At 74.7% G+C, this 21,263-nt stretch carries 26 protein-coding genes; 15 read left to right on the top strand and 11 right to left on the bottom strand.

Annotated elements, in window-relative coordinates:
* The first annotated feature begins 12 nt into the window (after nucleotides 1-12).
* The gene (locus ACIGG8_RS05665) at nucleotides 13-303 is read left to right on the top strand and encodes a hypothetical protein (protein ID WP_396545986.1); all 291 of its coding nucleotides are present in this window, start codon (nucleotides 13-15) and stop codon (nucleotides 301-303) included.
* Between the two features lie 154 nt (nucleotides 304-457).
* On the opposite strand, the gene dmpI is transcribed toward ACIGG8_RS05665, so the two are convergent.
* Both dmpI and ACIGG8_RS05655 read right to left on the bottom strand, forming a co-directional pair.
* The gene (dmpI, locus tag ACIGG8_RS05660; RefSeq protein ID WP_350522894.1) at nucleotides 458-640 is read right to left on the bottom strand and encodes a 4-oxalocrotonate tautomerase DmpI; all 183 of its coding nucleotides are present in this window, start codon (nucleotides 638-640) and stop codon (nucleotides 458-460) included.
* Nucleotides 641-765: 125 nt separating this feature from the next.
* Nucleotides 766-1,665 carry a LysR substrate-binding domain-containing protein gene (locus ACIGG8_RS05655; protein ID WP_396545985.1) on the bottom strand — a complete coding sequence of 300 codons (900 nt, stop codon included), beginning with the start codon at nucleotides 1,663-1,665 and terminating at the stop codon, nucleotides 766-768.
* Nucleotides 1,666-1,855: 190 nt separating this feature from the next.
* Between ACIGG8_RS05655 and ACIGG8_RS05650 the strand changes: the two genes are divergently transcribed.
* A complete protein-coding gene (locus ACIGG8_RS05650; protein ID WP_396545984.1) occupies nucleotides 1,856-2,527 on the top strand; it encodes a DUF1707 domain-containing protein in 672 nt (223 codons plus the stop codon).
* A 174-nt stretch (nucleotides 2,528-2,701) separates the two neighbouring features.
* Here the strand turns inward: ACIGG8_RS05650 and ACIGG8_RS05645 are convergent, their stop codons facing one another.
* Entirely contained in the window at nucleotides 2,702-3,118 is a 417-nt protein-coding gene (locus tag ACIGG8_RS05645) for a VOC family protein (RefSeq protein WP_396545983.1), read from the bottom strand.
* Between the two features lie 141 nt (nucleotides 3,119-3,259).
* Between ACIGG8_RS05645 and ACIGG8_RS05640 the strand changes: the two genes are divergently transcribed.
* Nucleotides 3,260-3,781, top strand: coding sequence for a MarR family winged helix-turn-helix transcriptional regulator (locus ACIGG8_RS05640; RefSeq protein ID WP_396545982.1), 522 nt, complete (start codon nucleotides 3,260-3,262; stop codon nucleotides 3,779-3,781).
* A 113-nt stretch (nucleotides 3,782-3,894) separates the two neighbouring features.
* Here the strand turns inward: ACIGG8_RS05640 and ACIGG8_RS05635 are convergent, their stop codons facing one another.
* The gene (locus tag ACIGG8_RS05635) at nucleotides 3,895-4,557 is read right to left on the bottom strand and encodes a C40 family peptidase (RefSeq protein WP_396545981.1); all 663 of its coding nucleotides are present in this window, start codon (nucleotides 4,555-4,557) and stop codon (nucleotides 3,895-3,897) included.
* Between the two features lie 225 nt (nucleotides 4,558-4,782).
* On the opposite strand from ACIGG8_RS05635, the gene ACIGG8_RS05630 reads away from it, so the two are divergent.
* On the top strand, nucleotides 4,783-5,187 hold the full coding sequence (locus tag ACIGG8_RS05630; protein WP_396545980.1) for a RidA family protein: 405 nt from the start codon (nucleotides 4,783-4,785) through the stop codon (nucleotides 5,185-5,187).
* A 116-nt stretch (nucleotides 5,188-5,303) separates the two neighbouring features.
* On the opposite strand, the gene ACIGG8_RS05625 is transcribed toward ACIGG8_RS05630, so the two are convergent.
* Together ACIGG8_RS05625 and ACIGG8_RS05620 are read right to left on the bottom strand one after the other, a co-directional pair.
* Nucleotides 5,304-5,804 (bottom strand): SRPBCC family protein, encoded by a 501-nt coding sequence (locus ACIGG8_RS05625; protein WP_396545979.1) that lies wholly within the window; start codon nucleotides 5,802-5,804, stop codon nucleotides 5,304-5,306.
* Nucleotides 5,801-6,247, bottom strand: coding sequence for an ArsR/SmtB family transcription factor (locus ACIGG8_RS05620; protein WP_396545978.1), 447 nt, complete (start codon nucleotides 6,245-6,247; stop codon nucleotides 5,801-5,803). Before ACIGG8_RS05620 ends, ACIGG8_RS05625 begins: the two co-directional genes overlap by 4 nt.
* A gap of 202 nt (nucleotides 6,248-6,449) precedes the next feature.
* Between ACIGG8_RS05620 and ACIGG8_RS05615 the strand changes: the two genes are divergently transcribed.
* Nucleotides 6,450-7,262, top strand: coding sequence for a hypothetical protein (locus ACIGG8_RS05615; RefSeq protein ID WP_396545977.1), 813 nt, complete (start codon nucleotides 6,450-6,452; stop codon nucleotides 7,260-7,262).
* 60 nt (nucleotides 7,263-7,322) lie between these two features.
* Nucleotides 7,323-8,762, top strand: a complete 1,440-nt coding sequence (locus tag ACIGG8_RS05610; RefSeq protein WP_396545976.1) for a cell filamentation protein Fic — start codon at nucleotides 7,323-7,325, stop codon at nucleotides 8,760-8,762.
* A 165-nt stretch (nucleotides 8,763-8,927) separates the two neighbouring features.
* On the opposite strand, the gene ACIGG8_RS05605 is transcribed toward ACIGG8_RS05610, so the two are convergent.
* Nucleotides 8,928-9,185, bottom strand: coding sequence for a hypothetical protein (locus tag ACIGG8_RS05605; RefSeq protein WP_396545975.1), 258 nt, complete (start codon nucleotides 9,183-9,185; stop codon nucleotides 8,928-8,930).
* 280 nt (nucleotides 9,186-9,465) lie between these two features.
* On the opposite strand from ACIGG8_RS05605, the gene ACIGG8_RS05600 reads away from it, so the two are divergent.
* From ACIGG8_RS05600 to ACIGG8_RS05585, 4 genes are all read left to right on the top strand, one after another.
* Nucleotides 9,466-10,191, top strand: coding sequence for a ScbR family autoregulator-binding transcription factor (locus ACIGG8_RS05600; RefSeq protein ID WP_396545974.1), 726 nt, complete (start codon nucleotides 9,466-9,468; stop codon nucleotides 10,189-10,191).
* 301 nt (nucleotides 10,192-10,492) lie between these two features.
* The gene (locus tag ACIGG8_RS05595) at nucleotides 10,493-11,398 is read left to right on the top strand and encodes a BTAD domain-containing putative transcriptional regulator (protein ID WP_396545973.1); all 906 of its coding nucleotides are present in this window, start codon (nucleotides 10,493-10,495) and stop codon (nucleotides 11,396-11,398) included.
* A gap of 89 nt (nucleotides 11,399-11,487) precedes the next feature.
* Nucleotides 11,488-12,291: a TetR family transcriptional regulator gene (locus ACIGG8_RS05590; RefSeq protein WP_396545972.1), complete on the top strand. Its 804-nt coding sequence runs from the start codon at nucleotides 11,488-11,490 to the stop codon at nucleotides 12,289-12,291.
* A gap of 464 nt (nucleotides 12,292-12,755) precedes the next feature.
* Nucleotides 12,756-13,559 (top strand): putative protein N(5)-glutamine methyltransferase, encoded by an 804-nt coding sequence (locus ACIGG8_RS05585; RefSeq protein ID WP_396545971.1) that lies wholly within the window; start codon nucleotides 12,756-12,758, stop codon nucleotides 13,557-13,559.
* Nucleotides 13,560-13,617: 58 nt separating this feature from the next.
* Here the strand turns inward: ACIGG8_RS05585 and ACIGG8_RS05580 are convergent, their stop codons facing one another.
* Nucleotides 13,618-14,046 (bottom strand): PPOX class F420-dependent oxidoreductase, encoded by a 429-nt coding sequence (locus ACIGG8_RS05580; protein ID WP_350522878.1) that lies wholly within the window; start codon nucleotides 14,044-14,046, stop codon nucleotides 13,618-13,620.
* 229 nt (nucleotides 14,047-14,275) lie between these two features.
* Between ACIGG8_RS05580 and ACIGG8_RS05575 the strand changes: the two genes are divergently transcribed.
* Together ACIGG8_RS05575 and ACIGG8_RS05570 are read left to right on the top strand one after the other, a co-directional pair.
* Complete coding sequence (locus ACIGG8_RS05575; RefSeq protein ID WP_350522877.1) at nucleotides 14,276-14,722, top strand: hypothetical protein; 447 nt, start codon at nucleotides 14,276-14,278, stop codon at nucleotides 14,720-14,722.
* A 90-nt stretch (nucleotides 14,723-14,812) separates the two neighbouring features.
* On the top strand, nucleotides 14,813-15,316 hold the full coding sequence (locus ACIGG8_RS05570; protein ID WP_396545970.1) for a DinB family protein: 504 nt from the start codon (nucleotides 14,813-14,815) through the stop codon (nucleotides 15,314-15,316).
* A gap of 81 nt (nucleotides 15,317-15,397) precedes the next feature.
* On the opposite strand, the gene ACIGG8_RS05565 is transcribed toward ACIGG8_RS05570, so the two are convergent.
* Entirely contained in the window at nucleotides 15,398-16,810 is a 1,413-nt protein-coding gene (locus ACIGG8_RS05565) for a pyridoxal phosphate-dependent decarboxylase family protein (protein ID WP_396545969.1), read from the bottom strand.
* Nucleotides 16,811-17,018: 208 nt separating this feature from the next.
* Between ACIGG8_RS05565 and ACIGG8_RS05560 the strand changes: the two genes are divergently transcribed.
* Nucleotides 17,019-17,261 carry a hypothetical protein gene (locus tag ACIGG8_RS05560; protein ID WP_396545968.1) on the top strand — a complete coding sequence of 81 codons (243 nt, stop codon included), beginning with the start codon at nucleotides 17,019-17,021 and terminating at the stop codon, nucleotides 17,259-17,261.
* A gap of 59 nt (nucleotides 17,262-17,320) precedes the next feature.
* Nucleotides 17,321-17,659: a hypothetical protein gene (locus ACIGG8_RS05555; RefSeq protein WP_396545967.1), complete on the top strand. Its 339-nt coding sequence runs from the start codon at nucleotides 17,321-17,323 to the stop codon at nucleotides 17,657-17,659.
* Here the strand turns inward: ACIGG8_RS05555 and ACIGG8_RS05550 are convergent.
* Together ACIGG8_RS05550 and ACIGG8_RS05545 are read right to left on the bottom strand one after the other, a co-directional pair.
* Nucleotides 17,607-19,673: a HEAT repeat domain-containing protein gene (locus tag ACIGG8_RS05550; protein ID WP_396545966.1), complete on the bottom strand. Its 2,067-nt coding sequence runs from the start codon at nucleotides 19,671-19,673 to the stop codon at nucleotides 17,607-17,609. The two genes, ACIGG8_RS05555 and ACIGG8_RS05550, sit on opposite strands and share 53 nt — an antisense overlap.
* 174 nt (nucleotides 19,674-19,847) lie before the next feature.
* Entirely contained in the window at nucleotides 19,848-21,065 is a 1,218-nt protein-coding gene (locus tag ACIGG8_RS05545) for an MFS transporter (RefSeq protein ID WP_396545965.1), read from the bottom strand.
* Here ACIGG8_RS05545 and ACIGG8_RS05540 point away from each other — a divergent pair.
* Nucleotides 21,064-21,240 (top strand): hypothetical protein, encoded by a 177-nt coding sequence (locus ACIGG8_RS05540; protein ID WP_396545964.1) that lies wholly within the window; start codon nucleotides 21,064-21,066, stop codon nucleotides 21,238-21,240. The two genes, ACIGG8_RS05545 and ACIGG8_RS05540, sit on opposite strands and share 2 nt — an antisense overlap.
* Nucleotides 21,241-21,263: the final 23 nt, after the last annotated feature.

Below are 21,263 nucleotides of genomic sequence, written 5' to 3'. Positions count from 1 at the left end.
CGGAGGTATCCCGTGCGCATCCCGCGCAGGCTCGCCGCCCCCGCCCTCGCCGGCTCCCTCGCCCTCGCCGGGGCCGTCGCCGCCGCCCCGGCCGGCTCGGCCCAACTCCGCCCGCTGCCCGTACCCGACGGCCGCTACTGCGCCGCCGTGCTCGGGCACGTTCCAAACGCGGACGCGGCGTCGCCGGTCCTCGGGCGGGCCTGCGCACCGGACACCCTCGCCGACGCGCTCGCCGGGGCGGACGGCCCGACCCGCACGGCGGGGCGACCGGGCGACCGCGTGGTGCTGCTGGTGGAGGAGTAGCGGGCCGGGCCCGCCGGTCTGCCTCGACCGTCTGCCTGCCTGGCTGCCTGAGCGCCTCGGCCGGCTGGGCGCCTTGGCCGCCTTGGCCTTGGCCTGCCTCGGCCGCCGACCGCCGGGAGACGCCCGGCGGCCGGCTCGCGGCGGCGACCGGCGGCTACCGGTCCGCGGTGAGTCGGCCCGCGGCGCCCCAGTTCTCCGCCGGGTACTCCTGGATCCACACCGACACGCTCTCGGCGGGAACCTCCAGGGTCGCCACGAAGGCCTCGGTGATCCGCTCGACCAGCTCGCGCTTCTGCTCGACCCCGCGCGGGCCCTGCTGAATGGTGACGATGGGCATGTTCGGCTCCTGACCGGGTGTTCCCGCCGGGACTTCCGGCCGGGCTCTCCTGCCGGTTTCTCCGGCTGGGAACAGTCCACCCCACCGGGCCGTCGGCACCCAGACCCGATTCGCTCTGGCAGCGATCACGAATCCTGATCGTCCCCGGTCGCAGCGGTGCGGCGGCAGGCTTCCAGGAGCAGCCGGGGGAGCGGGGCGGTGCGCCGTACGGCGATCGAGGTCGGTACGGCCAGCGGGGTCCGGCAGGGGCGGAAGGCGATCCGGTGGGCGTTCGTCATCCGGGCGTTGGCGGCGTACACCACCGTCCACATCGGGGTGCCGGTGCCGATCGAGGCCAGGGTGTCCTGGAGGGTGCCGTCGTGCGCCGGGCCGGCGACCGGCCGGAAGCCGGCCCGGGCGCAGGCGTCCGTCACCAGGTCCACCAGGGCCGGGTTGTTGCGGCGCTCGGTGAGCCGCAGCGGCAGGTCGGCGAGGTCCGCGAGGTCGACCTCGGGCCGGTCGGCGAGGGCGTGCCGCGCGGGCAGCGCGAGCACCAACTCGTCCTGCCAGACGGGCAGGAAGCGGAGGTCGGGGCTGTCCTCGGCGACGGCACCGCGGACGAACGCGGCGTCGAGACGGCCGTCCGCCAGCCGCGCGAGCCGTTCCCGCACCGGGGCGGAGTGCAGTTCGACGCGCACCTCGGGGGCCCGCCGCTGGTAGGTGTCCAGGATCAGGTCGAGCCGCTCGCCGAGCCCGGTGACGGTGCCGAGCCGGAGGACGGCCGGTGCGGCCAGATCGGCGGCGAGGGCGCGGGCGGCGTCCTCGGCGGCCAGGACGTCCCGGGCGGCGGGCAGGAAGCGCTCGCCGGCCTGGGTCAGCCGGACGTGCCGGGGCGAGCGGTCGAACAGCTCGACCTTCAACTCCCTTTCCAGGCGCCGGACCTGCTGGCTCACGGCGGGCTGGCCGAGCAGCAGCTTCTCGGCGGCCCGGCCGAAGTGCAGCTCCTCGGCCACGGCGACGAAGCAGCGCAGCTGCCGTAGCTCCATGCGATCCCCTGCTCGAACTGTTGATCTGCCGATGGTCGGCCTGCCGTGGTCGGTCGGCCGGCGGCCGGCCCGTCCGTGGTCGACCCTGGCGGCCAAACGTATCGCGATATAGCGTGTTCCTGTTCGCGTCGTCGGCCGCACCGCCGACCCCATCGCGTGAAAGCCCTTCGTCGAGCTCAGGACGGGATGCATGCCGGGAGAGATCTCGCCCATCGGGAAGCCCACCGCAGGGTCCGCCGGGAAGCCCGCCGGAACGCCCTCCGGGCACGGTTCGCAGCCCGCGATGCGGGCCTCCCACGCGGACCGGGACCGGGTGGTCGAGCTGCTCCGGGTCGCGGCGGGCGACGGCCGGCTGACGTCCGACGAGCTGGACGAGCGCGTGGACGCGGCCCTGTCGGCGCGGACGGTCGACGAGCTGGCCGAACTCACCGTCGACCTGCCGACCGGGCCGGTCTCGGCCACCGGGGCCCTGGCCGAGGTCAAGGACGTGGTCCGGATCGACCAGCGGTTCAGTACGGTCGAGCGTTCGGGGCGCTGGGTGGTGCCCCGGCGGCTGGAGCTGTCCGCGGAGTTCTGCAAGGTGACGCTGGACTTCACGCAGGCGGTGATCACCCATGACGCCGTGCAGATCGCGCTGGACATGCGGGGCAAGACCCTGACGCTGATCGTCGCGCCGGGCATGGTGGTCGATGCCGACGGCCTGGCCCTGGAGTTCAGCAGGGTCAGGGACCGGCAGACGCCGGACCCCGACGTGCCGGTCCGGCTGCGCGTGGAGCTGGTCGGCAAGAAGACCTTCGGCCGCGTCGTCGTGCGGCAGCCGCGGAGGTCGCGCAGGCCGACCGGCCGACGACCCCTGGGGTAGCGCGCGCGGGCGGCGATCGCGCGGCAGTGCCCGACGCGCCCGCCCACGCCCTTGGTGTCCCCGCGCGGTCCTGCGCCGAACACCCCGACCACCGCGAGGACCGCCGTCCTTGACCGGCGTCGTTGGCCGGTGTCCCCGACCGGTGTTCCTGGCCCTGCGTCAGGGGGACGCGTCTCAGTCTCCGTAGGACTGAAGCTCGATCAGGTGACCGTCCGGGTCCCGCAGATGGGCGGTGCGGAGGTTCGGGCCCCACTCCGGCCGGTCGGTCGCCTTGACGGCCAGGGTGCCGCCGTGGCGCAGGCAGAGGTCGACCGCGGAGTCCACGTCGTCCACCCGGAAGACCAGCATCGCGGAGTCCTGCATGGGTGCGGCGGGGCGGGCGGGCGACCCGGCGGTGCCGAGGGTCGCGGCCATCATGGAACGGTCGAAGAGCACCAGGACGGCCTGGTCGGCGACGTCCCAGTTGGCGTACGGGCCCTCGGGTGTGCCCTTGACCAGGGCGGCGCCCGTGAACGGCGGCAGGATCGCGCCGTAGAAGGCGAAGCAGTCGGCGAAGCGGGTGACGAGCAGGCGGGGGTACAGGGCGTCCACGGGCGAACTCCTGGGTTCGGATCGGGTTCGGTCGGATCGGGTCGGGTCGGGTCGGGTCGGGGTGGCTCAGGTCGGCCACGGGCGACTCGGGTCCATTAGTGGGTCAGCACCCACTATAGGTGTGGACCCTAGAATGGCGCCATGGCCTCCGAGAACCCGCCCTCCGCGTCCGAGCGTCCCGCGCCCGAGGGCTCCGCGCCCGACCTCCAGGGACTCGAACTTCCCCCGTCCCTGTTGGATCTGAGCACCTATCTGCTCTCCCGGGTCGGCCGGACGGCCCGTGTCCGGCTCGCCGAGCGGCTGGCCGGACGCGGCCTGCGGCTCTGGCACATGGCGGTGCTCGCCTCGCTCGCCGACTTCGGTCCGCAGGCCCAGCGCGACCTCGTACGGCGGCTGAGTCTCGACCCGAGCGACCTCGCCAAGGTCGCCGACCAACTCGCCGCCGCCGGGTGCGTCGAGCGCGCCCGGGACCGCGCCGACCGGCGGCGGGTCTCGGTCTCGATCACCACCGCCGGGCGGGCGCTGCTCGCCGAACTCGACGCGCAGGCGCGGGCGGTGCAGGACGAGGTGCTGGCGCCGCTGGACGCGGGGGAGCGGCAGGTGCTGCAGTCGCTGCTGCTCCGGGTCCACCGGGGAACGGGGGAGCGGCGCACCGGTCCGTGACCGGTGACCGGGCCGGGGCGGCGGCCGGTCAGGCGGCGGGCGGGCCGGGCCGGGCCGGGGCGGCGGCCGGTCAGGCGACGGGTGGCCGGGGTGGCGGTCGGTCAGGCGGGCGGTCAGTCGGCGGGCGGCCCGGGGCGGCGGGCGCCTGCGAACTCGCCGGCCCAGCGCGGAACGTCGAGCACGTGCTCGACGCGGGCGACCAGCGTGCCGGTGCGCTCGGCGTGGATCATCGCGCCGTCGCCGACGTGGATGCCGACGTGGTGCAGCGGCGCGTCGGGGCGGGAGAAGAACAGCAGGTCGCCCGGGGCGAGCGCGTCGCGCTCCACCGGGGCGCTGCGGTTGAACTGGGCGACGGTGTAGTGCCCCAGCTCGACGGCACCCTCGCTGCCCCGGTACCAGCAGTAGAGCGAGAGGCCGCTGCAGTCGAAGCCCACCGTCGTCTCGCCCATGCACACGCCGTTGAGGTAGCCGTTCTGGTCGTCGCAGAAGCCGAGGCCCGCGCCGAGGCGGTCGCCGCCGCCCCAGGCGTACGGCACCCCGATCTGGGCGGCTGCCACGGCGGCGACCCGCAGGCCCAGCGCGCCGGCGGGCTCGGTGTCCCGTGCGGGGGGTGGGGTGGGCGTCGGGTGTGCGGCGTGTGCCGCCTGCGCTGCCTGCGCCGCCGGGGCGAGCGAGGGGGCGAGCGCCGGGACCAGGCCCGCCCCGAGGGCGAGGCCGAGCACGCGGCGCCGTCCGACGCCGGCGTCCTGGTCGCGGTCGGACGGTTGGCGTTCCATGGGGCGGCTCCCGGGCGGCGGTTGCGGGCGGAGGCACACGTGTGCAGGTGCGTGCGCGGGCACCAGGATCGCGTTCCGGTGGGGTCGCCCGCCATCACCCGCAACGGTGAATCGTGGGTGCACCGGCCTTGTGACCGCGGGGATTCCGTCGGTAAATCGTTTGACGGTCGTTCACATGGGGCCAACGATGGGCGCGAACGTTCGGTCGGGCCGTCGGAGGACCTCATGAGCAGCGCCGTCAAGTTGATCCGCACCACACGTCTGACGCAGGCCGTCGACTACGCCTACGGCGCGGTGGTCGACGCCCCGGCGCGCACGCTGTGGTTGGCCGGGGCCTGTCCGCTCGACGAGGAGGGCCGGACGGTCGCCGTCGGCGACTTCGAGGCGCAGGCCCACCAGGTGATGCGCAACCTGGTGACGGTGCTGGAGGACGCCGGCGCCGGGCTGACGGACATCGCCCGGACGACCGTGTACGTGGCCTCCGGTGACCAGGCGGACCTGGTGAAGGTGTGGAACGTGTACCGCGCGTACATGGGGGAGCACGACGCGCCCAGCACTCTGCTCGGCGTCTCGGTGCTCGGGTACGACGACCAGCTGGTGGAGGTGGAGGCGGTGGCCGTGCTGCCCTGATCGCCCGGGTTCCCGGGAACCCGGGAACCCGGGAACCCGGGAGCCCGCGGGCCCAGGAGTCCGGAGCCGGTTGGCCCGGGCGATCACGGCGGCACGTGAGCCCGCCCGTCGCTCGGTCAGCCCGCGGCGGGGCCCGTGGCGAGCAGGGCGTCCAACTGCCGGTAGCCCTCGACGACGCCGTGCTCCATGCCGCTGGCCAGGATGGCGTCCCGGGCCGCCAGGCTGTCGACCACCGACAGCACGGTGACCCGGGTGCGGCCCTCCCCGGCGGGCTCGAAGGTGGCGGTGTCCAGTGAGACGCCGTCCGGCACACCCTCGAACGTGAAGGTCTGGACGAGCCGGGTGGTCGGCCGGACTTCGTGGAAGGAGCCGTAGAAGGCGGCGATCTCCTGGCCCTCGCGGTGCATCGTGTAGCGGTAGTGCCCGCCCGTCCGGGCCTCCCAGGTGTCGATCTTCATCTCCAGGTCCTTCGGGCCGAGCCACTGGGCGACCAGCTCGGGCTCGATCCAGGCCCGGAACACCCGCTCCTGCGGGGCGTCGAACTCGCGGACGATCCGGATGGTGGGCAGCTGCGGGTCCGCCTCGATGTGGGTCTCGGGGCCGGTGGTGGAGGTCATGACGGGTCTCCTTCGCTCTGCTGGGGTCGGTCCTTGCCGTGGCTGTCGCTGTCGTCGCTGCTGTCGCTGTCGCTGTCGGTGGAGGTGGAGGTGGTGGCGGGCCCGGTGTGGGCATCGTCGTCCGCCGGCTCCGCGAGGAGGGCGTCCAGGCGGCCGAAGCGCTCCTCGGCCTGGCGCCGGTACCGCTCGATCCAGCTCGTCATCAAGTCGAACACCTGCGGCTCCAAGTGGCACGGCCGTCGCTGCCCGTCCCGGCTGCGACTCACCAGTCCGGCCTCCTCCAGCACCTTCAGGTGCTTGGAGACGGCCTGCATGGACATCGCATAGGACTCGGCCAACTCGCCGACGGTCGCGTCCCGCAGTGACAGCCGGGCGACGATGTCCCGTCGCGTCGGATCCGCCAGGGCCACGAACGCCCGGGACAGCTGGTCGACAGCCACCATGCACTCCTGCTCTTCCTCAACCGATTGGTTGAGAACAACGCTACGCCGCCTCGCGTGCTTGTTCAACCGTTTGGTTGCGAATGATCCGCCGTGCAGACCGTGCAGACCGTGCAGACCGTGCAGGCCGTGCAGGCCGTGCAGGCCGTGCAGACCGCGCCGCCAGCCCGGCGGCCCCGAGCCACCGGTGTGGGATCATGATCGGATGCCTCAGGACCCCGAATCGTCGACCGGCCCGCTGCGCGGGCGGTGGCCCCTCGCGCCCTCCAGTTCGGCCGACTGGCTGACCGAGCTGTGCGGCGACGGCGTGCTCGGGTTCATGCCGCCGGCGATGCCCGATGCCGCCTGGGTGCTCAACGCCATGTACGAGCACGAGCAGGGGCCGGGCGAACTCACCCACCACGAGTACCGCCGGGCCCGGCTGGCGGACGGGAGCGCGCAGCCCCTCGTCCTCGTGGGCGTGGACCTCGACGCCGTGGGCGTGGCCACGGGCGGTGACCTCGGCCGCGCCGAGCACCCCGGACCCGGCTGGCGGCGGTTGCGCTGGGCCGAACTCGCCGAACGGACCGGCGACCCCGTCGTGCCCGAGGGGCAGCTGCCCTGCCACCACTGCTTCCCGTCCGCGAGGAAGGGCGGCAGCTGGCCGCTCGGGATCGTCCCGCCCACCGAGGGGAGCCTCGACCGGGAGACCTGGAACCGCCTGATCGCCGTCCTCACCGAGCACAGCCCGGCCGGCCCGGACACCCGCTGCCTGGCCTACTACAACCCGCTGATGATGGCGGCCGACGACCTCGACAAGCACCACGTGCGCGAGGGCCGCCTCGGCGACGCCGAACTCCTCTACGACACCGACGACGTGGACTCCAGCCCCTCCAACCTCTGGGCCGCCGACCGCTCCTGGGTGCTGTGCACCGACTACGACCTCTGGGCCACCAAGGTCGCCGGGCCCCCGGCCCTCGTCGAAGCCCTGCTGGGCGACGTCGAGTTGGAGGCACTGCGGCTGCCCTGGGCGAGCTGACGCCGGGCCGGGCCGAAAACCGCTTGAACCGGCATCGCACCGGTGTGCCAAGCTGACGCGGTGATTCCGAACCTGGCCCCCGGCCGCCTGAGCTGGCACGACGTGGACCCGGCCCGTCACCCCTTCGACGAGGCATCGGTCGAGCGGGAGGTCCGCGGGCTCGGGCCGGCCCTGCGCGTGCCCTCCGCGTCCGACGCCCCCACGGGCGACGCCGAGCGGCGCGAGTGGAGCCGGAACGTGGCCGCGCCCTGGGCCGGCGCCATGTCCTACGCCCTCGCGCAGCACTACGGCGGTTGGATCGTCGGCTGGCGCTGGGCCATCGGCGAGGGGGACTACGACGGCGGGCCGATCGACAGCTGGTGCTGCCCGCCGCACTCGGTGACCACCCCGGAGGAGACGCTGGGGCGGGTCGTCGCGGCGGTGCGCGAGTGGCGCGCCTGGCTGGAGGACCTCGCCGAACGGTTCGAGGCGTACCCGCTGGACCCGGCCGCCATCGGGGAACAGCGGGCCCTGTGGCAGAGCGCCGCCCGCAGCCTCATCCTGCACGTGGCCGACCGCACCTGCGGCGACAGCGGCTGGTACGGGCACTGCAAGCAGGTGCTCACCTGGTTCCTCGCCCGCTGGGGTGTCGCGCCCGACACCGCCCGGGAACTCGTCGAGGAGGCGGTCGGCGGGCGATTCACGAGCTGGGTCAGCCCCGACACCGTCCTGGTCCACGAGGTCGCCGAGCGGCTGGCGGAGTCGCTGCCGCCGGTGGCAGCGGCCGCCGACCGGCCCGTCGAGGCCGCCGACCGGCCCGCCACGGCCGCGGCCGTACCGGACCACCTGGAGCGCTGGCTCGCCGTGCGCCCGGACGTGGCCTGGCCGGAACCCTCGGCGGAGGCGACGCCCGGGCCGGTGACCCCGACCCGCGACGGAGCCGCCGAGGACATCCGTGCCTTCGACGGCTCCATCGACCCCGCCCGGGCGGACGGCCTGCTCGCCGCCCTCGACCGACTCCGCGCCGACGCGGCACGCGGCGCCGCCCTCGACTTCGAACTGCTCCGGGGCTGGCAGCAGCACGTGCTGGGCACACCGGAGCCGCCGCGCTTCCGCACCCTGCCGGCCTTCGCCAAGGGCGGCGGGGAGCGCTACGGCATCGCCCCCGACACCCGCGCCCACTTCGACGCCTGCCTCGCCGAGAGCGCCTGCGCCGCCGAGGGCGCCGGTCCCGCCGGTGATGCCGACGGTGGCGGGTCGCTCCCGCTCACCGTACGCGCCGCCCGCGCCTACCTCGACGTCTGCTTCTTCCACCCCTTCGACGACGGCAACGCCCGCGCGGCCTTCCTCACCCTCCTCTTCGTGCTCGCCCGCGAGGGCGTCGGGCTCGACGGCGTCACCCTGCTGCGCCGCATCACCTTCCAGGCCGACAATCCGCAGGACCCGCTGGTCCTCGCCCGCCACATCGGCTTCCACCTCGACGAGACCCGCCGCAACGCCGCTGCCGTGAAGGAGTCCTGAAGCCTGTTGCGGGGGGCGGGTGCAGGCAGCCCGACGTGTGCCCCGGCCTGCTGGTTCACGCGGTTCGGGCGAGTGGTGCATGTGGGCGACGGCAGGCGGCCGATGGTGCGGCGGATCCCGCGGAGGCGCCGGTGGGCGCGGTTCTTGTGCGGACCGGCGGGTTTCTCACTCGCAGATGAGGTCGCCGGGGACGTGTGCCGAGTCCTTCCCGTCCGGGAACCGGGCGCGGTCGGGGAAGACGGTGCCGTCCGGGCGGCGGACGCGGGCTTGCAGGACGCCCAGTGCGGCCCACGGGGTGCTGACGGCGTAGACCGTGCGCGGGCCGCGGGTGCCCGGGAAGCGGGCGACGGTCCGGACGGCGAGGTGCTGGTCGCCGCAGACGATGTCCTGGACCTCCTCCTGGTCCGCGCAGAGGAAGCTCACCCACCGGCCGCGACGGCACGGCCACGGGGAGGGCGACTGCGCGTCGAAAGGAAACCAATCGTTCGGTTTTTGTGAGCGAAAGGATTTCCCTGGGTAAGTCGAACGGCAGTGGCTGGCGGGTCGCGTGGTGACGGACCGTCGGACGGGGCTCGGCGGACTGCGGGGAAGGGCGAGTGGTTGGGGGATTGCCCGACATCGTCTTGTCGGTTGCGGGTGGGGCGTAGCTAAGATACGGGGTGTTTGGTTTTGTTTTCCGGGATCTCAGGGCGGGGTGGTTGCGGTGGTACGGCAGGAGCGGGCGCTCCGGACGCGTCGGCTGATCCTGGAGGCGGCGGCATCGGTCTTCGACGAGTTCGGGTACGAGGGAGCGACCATCGGGGAGGTGGTGACCCGGGCCGGGGTGACGCGCGGTGCGGTCTATTTCCATTTCGCGTCGAAGCGGGATCTCGCACAGGGCGTGGTCGAGGAGCAGTTCTCCCAGGACGGGGTTCCCGAACGGAGCTGCAAGCTCCAGGAGTTCGTGGACACCGGGATGGTCGTGGCGCATCTGATGCCGCGTGACCCGCTGCTGAGCGCGGGTGCCCGGCTCTCGCTCGGGCAGGACCTGTTCGACGACCTCGGCGGGGGAGCCATCCCCGGGTGGATCGACCGGATGGAGGCGCTGCTGACCGTCGCCGGCGAGCGCGGTGAGCTGCTGCCGCACGTCGTTCCGGCGGACACCGCGTGGCTGGTCATCGCCGCCTGGACGGGGGTCCAGATCCAGTCCCAGAAGCTCTCCGGGCGCGCTGACCTGGAGCTTCGGGTGTCCGGGCTGTTCCAGCACCTGATGCCGAGCATCGCCGTGCCGGGTGTGCTCGGCTCGCTGCGGATGGGGCCGGACCGGGGCGCCCAGGTGGTCGCCGAGATCGCCGCGGCCCGTGCGTCGGACGACGGCGTGGACGGGGACGGCGGCGACGAGGGCGGTGCGGTGCCGGTCGAGCAGCAGGCAGGGGTCGGCGTGGGCTGACGCCGGATCAACCGGCCTCCCGTCCGCGGGAGGTGGGCGCGCGAAGGCGCGGTGGCGGTGGCGGGATGCGGGGGTCCTGCGCCGCCTTTGTTTTGCGCTGCGGCCGGTACGGAGGGTGGCGGAGCGGATCCAGCGGGTGAGCGGGCGGCCCTCAACTGAAAACAAACAGCACGTTCGGTTTTGTATTGACAAACCGCGCGTCCTGTTTTTCACTGGAGACAGTTGCCCCCTGGGCTTGTCGACCCGGGTGCCGGCCGCGGCGGAAGAGCCTGCGGCGTTCCGTGTGATTGGGGTGGTCATCGTGGAAATTCGGGTGCTCGGGGCGCTGGACGTCCGGGTGTGCGGGGTGTCGGTGGTGCCGTCGGCGCCGAAGCCGCGCCAGGTGCTGGGGCTGTTGGCACTTCGTGCCGACCAGGTGGTGTCGGCGGGGGTGCTGGCCGACGAGCTGTGGTCCGGCCGTCCGCCGCGCAGCGCGCGCACCACCGTGCAGACGTACGTCCTCCAACTGCGCGACCTGATCGACCGGGCGCTCGCCCAGGGGGACGGCGGCCCGGGGGCGTCCTGCGCCAAGGACGTCCTGGTCACCTCGCCCGGCGGCTACATGCTGAACAGCGGCGGCGGGCTGACGGACGTCCGCGAGTTCGAGCGGCTGGCCGGCACGGGCTACCGGGCGATGGACGGCGAGGACCATCCGCTGGCCGCCCGGATGCTCGGCGAGGCGCTCGCACTGTGGCGCGGACCGGCCTTCGCGGACGTCCCGATCGGCGGCCAACTCGCCGTCGAGGCCAAGCGGTTGGAGGAGACCCGGCTCTGCGCGCTGGACCAGCGGATCGACGCCGACCTGCGGCTCGGGCGGCACCGCGTGCTGCTCGCCGAACTCACCGTCCTGGTCGACCGCTACCGCACCCACGAGAGCCTGCACGGCCAGTACATGATCGCCCTGCACCGCTCCGGACGGCGCGGCGAGGCCCTGGAGGCCTACCAGCGCCTGCGGAACACCCTGGTACGGGAGTTGGGCATGGAGCCCTCGGTCGGACTGCGCCGCCTGCAGCGCTCCATCCTGCTCGCCGCGCCGGAGCGACCCGCCGCGTCGGACCGGACCGCTGTGCCGGAGCGACCCGCCGCGTCGGAGCGGACCGGGCGCGAACCCGTCGCCGCCGGAGCCGGGTTGCCGGAGGCGGCGGCCCGACTCAGCCGGGTCGGCTGAGCAGGTCGGTCGCAGGGCCCGTCGCCCGCCCGCGAGTTCGCCGGGGTCTGGTCGGAACGTGCTTGTCGTCGTGAGGGGTTGTGGGACGAGTGGTCCAGGAGAGGTCGGAACGGACGCGCGGGCGGCTGGTGGAGGCGGGGGCGGGGCTGTTCGACCGCTGCGGCTACGCCGGTGCCACCCTCGGCGAGATCGCTGCAGCCGCAGGGGTGACGAAGGGGGCGCTCTACTTCCACTTCGCCTCCAAGGAGGAGCTGGCCAGAGCGGTCTTCGAGCAGGCCGAGCGCTCGCTGCGGTCGGCCTGCGGCGACCACCGTGCCGTCGACTCGCCGCTCCAGGCGCTGATCGACGCCGGGTACTGGCTGGTCGACGCCCTGGGGACGGACCCGGTGGTCCGGGCGGCGTTCCGCCTCGGCCGCGCGGGCGGCTGGCAGACGGACCACGCGACGGGTGGGTCCGGGGCGGGTGGCCCTTCCGCAGGTGGACCGACCGCGGGCGGGCCCTCTGCGGGCGGGCTCGGGGCGGGAAGGCTCGGGTCGGGCGGGTTCGGGTCGGGCGCAGCCGGGGCGGTGGATCCCCGGCGGGTCTTCGCGGGTGTGCGCGGCTTCCACGGCGTCTGGGCCGGCGTCGTCCGGGACCTGCTGGCCGGAGCCGACCGCGCCGGTGAACTGCGCGACCGCTCGGACGGTCTCGGCCCGGAGACGCTGGTCGTGACCGCCGCCTGTGGTCTGGAGGTGGTGTTCGCCGACGGCTGCCCCGCCGAGGAGCGTGCCCGTCGGGTCGGCGCCCTCTGGGACTGGTTGCTGCCCTGCCTGGTGCCTCCCGGCAGGGCCGACGGATACCGCACCAGGCCGCCGGCGCCCCAGCCGACCTCACCGGCGCCGCAGCCCGTCTGACCGGCGGCGTGACCGTCCGGCCGGCGGCGTAACCGTCGGACCGGCGCGCGGATCCGCAGGAGCGGAGGGCGATCCCGCCCGGCGGGCGAAGCGGAAGCGGGGAGTGGGCGCCCTCCACCGCGCCCTGGGGCGGCCCGCGGGTCGGCCCCCGGGCCGACTGCCCGGTGGGCGCCCGACGGAGCGCACGCGCTCGCCCGACCGAGCGGCAAGGGCCGGGGGCCGCAGCACGGTTGATCATCCTCGGCGGGCCGTGCGGTAAGGTGGTTGACGCCGAGTGTGACCGCGACCCAGGGAGGTGAGACCCATTACCGGAATGTCCGAGCGGGTGCTCCCTGAGTGCGGCCGTGCGGTCGCCGCGCGCGCGTAGCGTAGGCGGCGTGCCGACGGTGTCGGCCCTGGCGGGAGCCCTGACGGAGTCCTTCTCCTCCGTTCCTCCTCTTCCCGTCTTCCCCTAAGGGGTTCTCTTGCCGGTCTTCTCCTCCGCCGCTCTCCGATCCTCGGTGGTCTCCCGACTGCGCGCAGCCGGTTGCGTGTTCGCCGAGGACGAGGCACGTGTCCTGCTCTCCGCCGCCGCCTCGCCCGCCGACCTCGCCGCCATGGTCCGTTCCCGCGCCGAAGGCCGTCCGCTCGAACACGTCGTCGGCTGGGCCGAGTTCGCCGGTCTGCGGATCGCCGTCGACCCGGGTGTCTTCGTCCCGCGCCGGCGCAGCGAGTTCCTGGCCGCCGCCGCGACCGCGCTGACCGGCCCGCCCCGGGGCCCGGGCGCGGTGGTGCTCGACCTGTGCTGCGGCAGCGGCGCGCTGGGCGCCGCCGTGGCGGCCGGGGCCGCGCACCCGGTCGAGCTGCACGCGGCGGACATCGACCCGGACGCCGTCCGCTGCGCCCGCCGCAACCTGGCGGGAATGGGCGGGCTGGTCCACCGGGGCGACCTGTTCGCCGCCCTGCCCCCGGAGCTGCACGGCCGGGTGGACGTGCTGATCGCCAACGTCCCGTACGTCCCGACGGGCGACCTCGCGCTGCTGCCGCCCGAGGCGCGGCTGCACGAGGCCCGGCCGGCGCTCGACGGGGGAGCGGACGGCCTGGACGTGCTGCGCAGGGTGGTCGCGCAGGTGCCGCGGTGGCTGGCGGCGGACGGCGCGCTGCTGTTCGAGACCAGTGAGCGTCAGGTGGCGGCGGCCCTCGCGGTGGCGCGGGAGGCCGGGCTGACGGCGGCGGAGAGCCGGCACGAGGACCTGGACGCCACGGTGGTCACCGCGACGCTGGGGTGAGCCGTGGCCCGGGGCGCGCGGTGGTCGCCGCCCCGGGCCGGTGGCCGGTCCGGCCCGCTCAGAGGTGGGTGCCGTACACGTGGTCGACCGGGATGGTGAGCAGCACCCGGCGGTCGGCGACCATCACCTCGCGGTACTCCTTCCAGTCGGGGTGCTCGCCGGCGGCGCGGCGGTAGTAGTCGACCAGGGCCTCGACCTCGGGTCCGTCGGGGTCGGTTCCCGGGCCGGTGAGGGCGGCGACGCCCTCGGCGGTGGCCCAGGAGCGCCCGTCCGGCCCGGTCACCTCCAGGCTCACCCGGGGGTCGCGGCGCAGGTTGGCGGTCTTGGCCAGCCCGTCCCGGGTGGAGACCAGGATGGCGTTCGCCTCCCGGTCGTAGAACGGCAGGACGGGGGAGAGTTGGGGCCGGCCGTCCGCCTTGATGGTGGCGAGGATGCCGAGGCGGCTCTGCGCGAGGAGCGCGTACGGGTCGAACGGTGTGGCGGTCATGGGAGCATCATCGGCCTTCACACCGGTGTGAAGGTCAAGGCGGGCCGGGCGTGTTGCGCGGGCGGCGCCCATGATGGCACGCGTCGCGGGCCGGGTGGGGAGGTTCGGCAATCCGGTGCGACGTCCGTCGGGGCGGGGCTATGGTCGGGGCGAGAACATGACGTTCCGTCGGATTTCCGTGACGGACCGTCGACGACCGCGCCGCCCGAGACCGAGGGGACACCGCACGATGGCACGCGAACGCAGGCCCGTGGAACTGCTGGAGTTCTCGGACGACCTCCACTACGAGGACGTCACGCCGCTGCGGGCCTTCCTCGACGCCCGGCTACGCGAAGTGGTCGAGGCCCAACCCGAGGGCACCGACGCCCGGTTCGCCGCCGAGCGCCTGGCGGACGTCACGAAGTCCGACTGCATCTTCCTGTCGGACGTCCTGGGCGCCTGGGAGGACGTGCTGATGGAGGGCCGCGGGGACGAGCCCGGGTGGACGCAGCGGATGCGGCAGGACGGCGTCCTGTGGTGGGCGCGGCTGTGCAGGACGGCGGAGCGGTTCCGCGACCACCCCGACCACCGCAGCCGGTGGCGGCCGCTTCCGTTCATGAACCTCGCGCACGCGGAGTTCATGGCGGGCCTGACCGACCGGGCGGGCGGCGTGTACGGGGACGGGGCGCACCCGTGATCCCCGCCGGGCAGGGACGGGTCGGGGCGGGCCGGTCCGGGGCGGTGATCGGGGAGCCGGGTTGTCGGTGCCGGCTGGTACGGTCCGGTCATGGAGAAGCGAGTGCCCTTCACGGGTGAGGAGAAGGAAAGCCTTCACGTCGCACTGGACCGGCACCGCGATGCGGTGCTGTGGAAACTGGAGGGCTTGGACGACGAGCAGTTGCGCCGGCCGATGACGCCGTCCGGGACGAACCTGCTGGGGCTGGTGAAGCACCTCGGTGGTGCCGAACTCGGGTGGTTCCGGGAGACGTTCGGCCGGGAGACGGGGCCGTTGCCGTTCGACCTCGACGCCGACGAGATGTCCGACATGCGGGTGGAACCGCACGAGTCGACGGCGGACATCCTGGAGTTCTACGCGCGGGCGCGGGCCGGTGCGGACGAGACCATCCGGGAGCTCGCGCTGGACGACCTCGGGACGTCGTGGTCGGGCAACACCGTCTCGCTGCGCTGGGTGCTGATCCACATGACGACGGAGGTCGCGCGGCACGCCGGGCACGTGGACATCCTGCGGGAGCTGATCGACGGCGGCACGGGGGACCACAACCGGCGCTGAGCCGGGGCCGGTCGGGCCCTGCTCCGGTCGGGCGCTGCTCCAGTCGGGTCCATCCGGTCAGGCCTGTGTCCGGTCAGGCCCTCAGGTTCCGGTCGGGGCCGGCTTCCCGACGGCCCGGGCCAGCGCCTCCGCCGTTTGCCGGACGTCCGCCTCGGTGGTGCGCCAGTTGCTGAACGCCGCGCGCAGGGCGGGCCGGTCGGCGTAGCGGGTCGGGGTGAGGAAGGCCTCGCCGGCCACCTCGGCGGCGAGGTCGGCGAGGCGCTCGGGCGTGGGATCCGTCGCCAGGGTGAAGCAGACGACGTTCAGCCGGACCGGGGCGAGCAGGCGCAGGCCGTCGATCCGCTCGACCGCCTCGCCGAGTGCGCGGGCGCCCGCGACGTTGCGCTCCACGATCTCCCGGTGGCCGGAGCGCCCGTACGCGCGCAGCGTGAACCAGGCCGCCAGGGCGCGCAGGCGGTGCGAGTTCTCCGGGGTGAGGTGGACCAGGTCGGGGTGGTCGCCGAGAGGGCCGAGGTAGGCGGCGGCGTTCCGGAACACCCGGGCCTGCAGGTCGGGGCGGCGGGTGAACTGGACGGCGCTGTCGTACGGCACGTTGAGCCACTTGTGCAGGTCGACGCAGACCGAGTCGGCGAGGTCCAGGCCGGCCACCAGGTGCGCGTGCTGCGGCGACAGCGCGGCGAAGGCGCCGAACGCGGCGTCCACGTGCAGCCAGAACCCGTACCGCTCGCGGAGGGCCGCGATCGCCGGCAGGTCGTCGAAGTCGACGGTGTTGACCGTGCCCGCGTTGGCCACCACGACGCACGGCCCGTCGGCCTCGGCCAGCGCCCGCTCCAGCGCGGCCACGTCCACCGCCTCCCGGCCGGGCAGCAGGGGCACGTCGTGCAGCGCCGTCCGGCCCAGGCCCAGCACCGACAGCGCCTTGGGGACGGAGGAGTGCGCGCCGCCAGACAGCACCCGGACCGGGCCCAGCGCGCCGACCCCGTCCTCGGCGACGTCCACGCCGAGCCGCTCGCCCAGCCACTCACGGGCGATGGCCAGCCCGACCGTGTTCGACATGGTCGCGCCGCTCACGAAGGTGCCGTGGTGCGCCGGGGACAGCCCGAACAGCTCGCGCAGCCAGCCGACCGTCTCGCGCTCCAGCTGCTGACCGGCCGGGTCCAGTGAGGAGTTGGAGTTCTGGTCGGTGGTGGCGGTCAGCCAGTCGCCCGCCAGCGCCGCAGGGGTCGCACCACCGGTCACGAATCCGAAGTACCGCGGCCCGGCGCTCGCCGACAGCCACGGCTCCCACCGCTCGGCGAACTCCGCCAGCGCCGCGGGCAGGCCACCGCCGGCCGTCGGCAACCCGCTGCCGCCGGCCGTCGGCAACCCGTCACCGCCCGCCCGCGGGATCACGGACCGCACGTCGAGGCCGTCGAGGAAGGCGAGGGCGTGCTGCCGGGTCTCCTCCAGGAGTTCGGGCAACCGCGCGAGGTCGGCGGCGAGTTCGGGGTGCATCGGGTTCTCCGTTGATCGGCTGTGCGGTTGACCGGCTGTGCGGTTGATCGACTGCGTGGTTGATCGACTGCGTGGTTGATCGGCTGTGTGGCTGATGGGTGTGCGGCCGAGAGTAGTGGCCGGCCGGGCCGCCGTCCCGGGCCAATCCGGTACGGGTGGCCCGGTCCGGACGGGGAGTTGTGGGTGCGGCGGGCTAGCGTGGCGGACCATGGACGCTCGACAGGCGGTACCGGACCTCGCCTCCGCGGACGCGGCGGTGCGTCGCGCGGCGGTGCGGGCCCTGCACGCGTGCGGGGACGCGGGCAGCTCGCAGGCGGCGAGCGTGCTGCCGCTGCTGGGGGATCCGGACGCCGAGGTGCGGCAGGCTGCGGTGCGGCTGTTCTGCTCGTGGGGCGAGGGCGTCGTGCCGCTGCTGCAGCGGGTGCGCCGGGACGGTCCCGGCGGCGGCTGAGCGCCCGCTACGGCCGGGCCCAGGCGTACTGGTGGAGTGCGCAGAACGACGGCTCGGCCGTGCTGGTCGCCGAACGCGGCGCGGCCGTGCGGCGGTTCGCCTACATACCGGGCGAGGACACCGGGCACCTGGAGCTCGGCGCGCCGCTCGGGTACGAGCAGCGGCGCCGGGCCGAGCTCGGCTTGCTCCCGCTCGTGGCGGGCCGGCTGCCGGCGGAGGGGGACGAGGAGGACGAGTGGATGTGGGAACTCCTGGAGCTGGCGCCCCGCCTGGCGGGCGAGCTGAGCCTCGACCCGCTGTCGCTCGGGCCGGGCACGCCGGTCCGCGGCACCGGCGTGCTGGCACTCACCCCGTACGGGCGTCGGATGCGGCCGCCGGCGGGGGCGTTGCGGCTGTGACCCGGCACAGCTCGGTGACGGCGGCGCGGATCGCCTCGTCGTCCACGAAGGCGCGCCAGGCGCCGGACGTGCTGAGGCGTTCGTCGCGGGTCAGGGCCTCGGCCAGGACGGCGGCGGCGGGGCGGGCGGCCGGGCCGATGCGGGTCAGGTGGCGGACGGCCTGCAGCATGGCCGGGTAGTAAGTGCCGGCGGGGAGGCGGCGGCAGGCGTCGAGCAGGGCCGGCACGGCGGTGTCGGTGTCGCCGGTGGCGGCCCACAGGGCGTGGGCGGCCTCGACGCTGACCCAGTCGTACGGGTCGGCGACCAGCGCGCGGAGGCGGTCCCGGTACGGGGCGGCGTGCGGGCCGAGGTCGGCGAGTTTGCGCAGCGCGGGCCCCACGAAGCGGCCGTCGGTTGCGGCCGGGCCCAGCACGGCGAGTGCGGGTCCGGGCTCGCCGCCGAGCCGCCAGCAGGCCCAGGCGGCGAGTTCCGCGTCCGCTCCGGTGGCGGTGGCGCCCGCGGCGTTGGAGCGCGCGGCGGCAGTGGTGCGGGCGCGCAGGAGGGTGAGGGCCTCCTCGCCGGCCGGCTGCCGGATCCCGGCCAGCGCGGTCGCCGCCGGGGCCCAGGTCGCGTCGTCCGCGAGCAGGCCGAGCAGCTCCGGCACGGCGGGCGCGGCAGCCGGCCCCCAGCCGGCCAGCACCTCGCAGAGCGGGCGGGCCAGCGTGGGGGCGGAGCCGCGCAGGTGGGCGCGGATCGACGGCAGGAGGGCGTCCGCGTGCTCCCGGAGCGGGGCCAGCAGTTCATGGATGCCGGGGAGTTGCGGGTCGTGGTGGGTGCCGAACCGGGCGTGGTGCACCCCGGCGGCGCCGAAGGCGGTGGCGCGACCGCCCGCGGTGACCAGGTCGACGACGGCGGGGACGCAGCGCGGGTCGCCGATCCGCGCCAGGGCCCACGCCGCCGCCTCGCGGACGGCTTCGCCCGCCCGGGTGCTCCGGGTGGCGGTGTCGTCGAGCAGTGCGGCCACCGCGTCGGCGTGGTCGGCCGCGGCGCTGCCGAGACAGGCGAGCAACTCGACCGAGCGGTAGCGGACCTCGGTGTCCGGATCGTCCAGGCGCGCCGCGACGGCGGGCAGCACGGCCGGCACCGCCGAGCGCCACCGGGAGAGCAGCCCGCCCGCCTGGCCCAGTGCACCGGTGCGCTGTTCCGGGTCGGGGTGCTCGGCGAGCAGGCCGAGGACGTACGCGGGCGAGGCGCCGGGGAACAGGCCGGCCGTCCAGCCCTGGACGCCCTGGACACCGCAGTCCGCCGTGCTGGTCTGCCGCCAGAGCTCCACCCCCGGGTCGCGGACCGCGTCCAGGACGAGGCCGAGGTGCCGGCCGGCGAGGCCCGGATCGTCCGGGGCCAGCGCGTGCACGGCCGCCAGCCGCAGTTGCGGTTCGGGCGCGTCCAGCAGCCCGCGCAGCAGGGCGGTGGTCCGGGTGGACAGGCCTGCGGTCGGCTCCCGGCGGGCGGCGTGGCCGAGGGCGATCACCAGGTCGAGGCGGGTGGCGGGATCCTCCTCCGCCTCCCACCGCGTCAGGAGGGCGGGCAGCGTCCGCGCCCCGGAGCTGCCGCAGCCTCCCAGCAGATCGGCGACGGTCCGGCGGATCGCGGGGTCGGGATCGGACAGCTGACCCAGCACCTCGGGCAGCGCCCGCTCCCAGGCCGCCCCCCACGCCGGATCGACCTGCGTCTCGGCGACGAGCGCGGCCTCACCGCTCAGCCTCGTCAGCAGGTCCAGCAGCTCCAGCCGCTCACGCCGGGCCACGACGTCCGGCCGGGCGGCCAGCCGGACCAGGTACGGCAGGGCGGCCGAGGCGGCGGAGCAGACCCAACCACCCTGGTGGAACAGGAGGTTGTCCAGATCGCCCGCGGCCTCCCAGGCGTCCTCCCGGTCGGGGCCGGCGCAGCGCCGCAGCAACCCGGGCACGTCCGCCGCGGAGCCGTAGTTGTGCTGCAGCCCGGCCCAGTCGATGCTCTCCAGTCCCTCCCACATGGGCGGACCCTATCGCGTGGTCCGAACGTCGGACTGCGGACTGCGGACGCCCGGGCAGCTCGGCACGCCTGTCGGTGCGCATGGCCAGTCGCGATCCGGTCTCACATCGCAGCACTGATCACCAACCGGACGGACACATCCGATCAAGTGCTCAGCCCATCACAGCGATACGCCTCAGACGGTGTCGGGGAGCGGGGTCTCGTCGGGGTGGACCGATGCCGTGGGGGCCGGGTCGTCGTTCGGGCGGCGGGTGCGTTCCGCCCAGGCGGCCAGCGGCGGGCCGGCCGCGCCGAGGGCTGCGAAGAACACGCCGAGCAGCAGCCAGCCCGAATGTCCGAAGCCGAGGACGACCGTCGTGAGGACCGCCGGGGCCAGGGCCTGACCGGTGTTGAAGCCGACGCCGAGGAGTCCCTGGTACTGCCCCTGGGCGTGGTCGGGGGCGAGGCCGAAGCCGAGCGCGTAGCCGCCCGAGGACTCCCACACCTCCCCGAGGCTGTGCACGCCGACGGCGAGGACGACGAGCGCCGGCGCGACCCAGACCGGGACGTCCGCGGTCAGGGCCATCAAGGGGCAGCTGACCAGGAAGCACAGCCCCGCGAGGCGGAGCGCCCGACCGCCCTGGTGCGGAGTCTCCACCCGGGAGCCGATCCGGCTCTGGAGCAGCACGCACACCGCGCTGTTGACCGCGTAGACCGCCGCCACCGTCCAGCGGGGCGCGTCGGTGTGGGCGGAGAGCCAGATCGGCAGCAGCAGCGAGACGGTCTGGTACTGCAGGCCCATCGCGCCGTAGAGCGCGACGAAGGACACGAACGGCCGGTCGGACAGGACGGCGGCGCGGTGGTGCTCCTCGGGCCGGGGCAGCGGCCGGTAGTCCGGGAGGCCGCGCACGGCGATCAGGGCGGCGCAGGCGAAGCTGGCGGCATTGGCGAGGATGAGCGCGGTGTACGCCGTGCGGGTGCCGACCGAGACGGCGAAGGCGGCGCCGAGGGTGCCCAGGACCACGCCGAGGTTGACGAAGGTGCGGAGTCTCGCCCGGAAGGCGGCCGGGCGCTCGCCGCCGGCGCGGGCGATGAGCGCGCCGCCCGCGGCGCCGGCCGCCGTCGCCGCGAGCCGGTCCAGGGTGGCGACGACCGTGAAGGTGGCCCAGTCGTGGATGAGGACGAAGGCGGCCATCGTCGCGGCCTGCAGGGTGAGGGCCGTCAGCCAGACCGTGCGCGGCCCGTACCGGTCGGCCAGGTTCCCGGCCGGGACCCCGGCCAGCAGCCCGACCAGCCCGGCGATCGTGAGGCCGACGCCGACCCGGGCGGCGGGCAGGTGCACCACCAGCGTGAAGTAGAGCACCGACGCGGTGTTGAACAGCCCGTTGCCGACCCGGCTGACGAAGCTCGCCATGATGAGGGCGCGCTGCGGACCGCTCGCCGTCGATAAGCCGGACACCTGTGACCTGCTGCCGTTCCCGATCATGGAGAACAGGCTAACAGCGCCCCCGCGGGCACCCTTCGGACTGGACTGGGACGGCCTCGCGGCCGGCCTGGTCGAGCGGGCCGAGGCCCTGGAGGCGGGCTGACGACGGTTCGGGTCCCCGCCCGG

It is taken from the genome of Kitasatospora sp. NPDC085464 (genome assembly GCF_044541955.1).
Lineage (GTDB): Bacteria > Actinomycetota > Actinomycetes > Streptomycetales > Streptomycetaceae > Kitasatospora.
This window is presented reverse-complemented; position numbering and strand designations above follow the sequence as displayed.

What these genes read in the sequence shown, in the direction of transcription:
- ACIGG8_RS05630 (WP_396545980.1), top strand. Translation starts at nt 4,783, where the DNA reads ATGAGCAGCGCCGTCAAGTTGATCCGCACCACACGTCTGACGCAGGCC.
- ACIGG8_RS05560 (WP_396545968.1), top strand. Translation starts at nt 17,019, where the DNA reads ATGGACGCTCGACAGGCGGTACCGGACCTCGCCTCCGCGGACGCGGCG.
- ACIGG8_RS05615 (WP_396545977.1), top strand. Translation starts at nt 6,450, where the DNA reads ATGCCTCAGGACCCCGAATCGTCGACCGGCCCGCTGCGCGGGCGGTGG.
- ACIGG8_RS05650 (WP_396545984.1), top strand. Translation starts at nt 1,856, where the DNA reads ATGCCGGGAGAGATCTCGCCCATCGGGAAGCCCACCGCAGGGTCCGCC.
- ACIGG8_RS05540 (WP_396545964.1), top strand. Translation starts at nt 21,064, where the DNA reads ATGATGAGGGCGCGCTGCGGACCGCTCGCCGTCGATAAGCCGGACACC.
- ACIGG8_RS05570 (WP_396545970.1), top strand. Translation starts at nt 14,813, where the DNA reads ATGGAGAAGCGAGTGCCCTTCACGGGTGAGGAGAAGGAAAGCCTTCAC.
- ACIGG8_RS05640 (WP_396545982.1), top strand. Translation starts at nt 3,260, where the DNA reads ATGGCCTCCGAGAACCCGCCCTCCGCGTCCGAGCGTCCCGCGCCCGAG.
- ACIGG8_RS05655 (WP_396545985.1), bottom strand. Translation starts at nt 1,665, where the DNA reads ATGGAGCTACGGCAGCTGCGCTGCTTCGTCGCCGTGGCCGAGGAGCTG.
- ACIGG8_RS05625 (WP_396545979.1), bottom strand. Translation starts at nt 5,804, where the DNA reads ATGACCTCCACCACCGGCCCCGAGACCCACATCGAGGCGGACCCGCAG.
- ACIGG8_RS05620 (WP_396545978.1), bottom strand. Translation starts at nt 6,247, where the DNA reads ATGGTGGCTGTCGACCAGCTGTCCCGGGCGTTCGTGGCCCTGGCGGAT.
- ACIGG8_RS05580 (WP_350522878.1), bottom strand. Translation starts at nt 14,046, where the DNA reads ATGACCGCCACACCGTTCGACCCGTACGCGCTCCTCGCGCAGAGCCGC.
- ACIGG8_RS05635 (WP_396545981.1), bottom strand. Translation starts at nt 4,557, where the DNA reads ATGGAACGCCAACCGTCCGACCGCGACCAGGACGCCGGCGTCGGACGG.
- ACIGG8_RS05545 (WP_396545965.1), bottom strand. Translation starts at nt 21,065, where the DNA reads ATGGCGAGCTTCGTCAGCCGGGTCGGCAACGGGCTGTTCAACACCGCG.
- ACIGG8_RS05575 (WP_350522877.1), top strand. Translation starts at nt 14,276, where the DNA reads ATGGCACGCGAACGCAGGCCCGTGGAACTGCTGGAGTTCTCGGACGAC.
- ACIGG8_RS05565 (WP_396545969.1), bottom strand. Translation starts at nt 16,810, where the DNA reads ATGCACCCCGAACTCGCCGCCGACCTCGCGCGGTTGCCCGAACTCCTG.
- dmpI (WP_350522894.1), bottom strand. Translation starts at nt 640, where the DNA reads ATGCCCATCGTCACCATTCAGCAGGGCCCGCGCGGGGTCGAGCAGAAG.
- ACIGG8_RS05550 (WP_396545966.1), bottom strand. Translation starts at nt 19,673, where the DNA reads ATGTGGGAGGGACTGGAGAGCATCGACTGGGCCGGGCTGCAGCACAAC.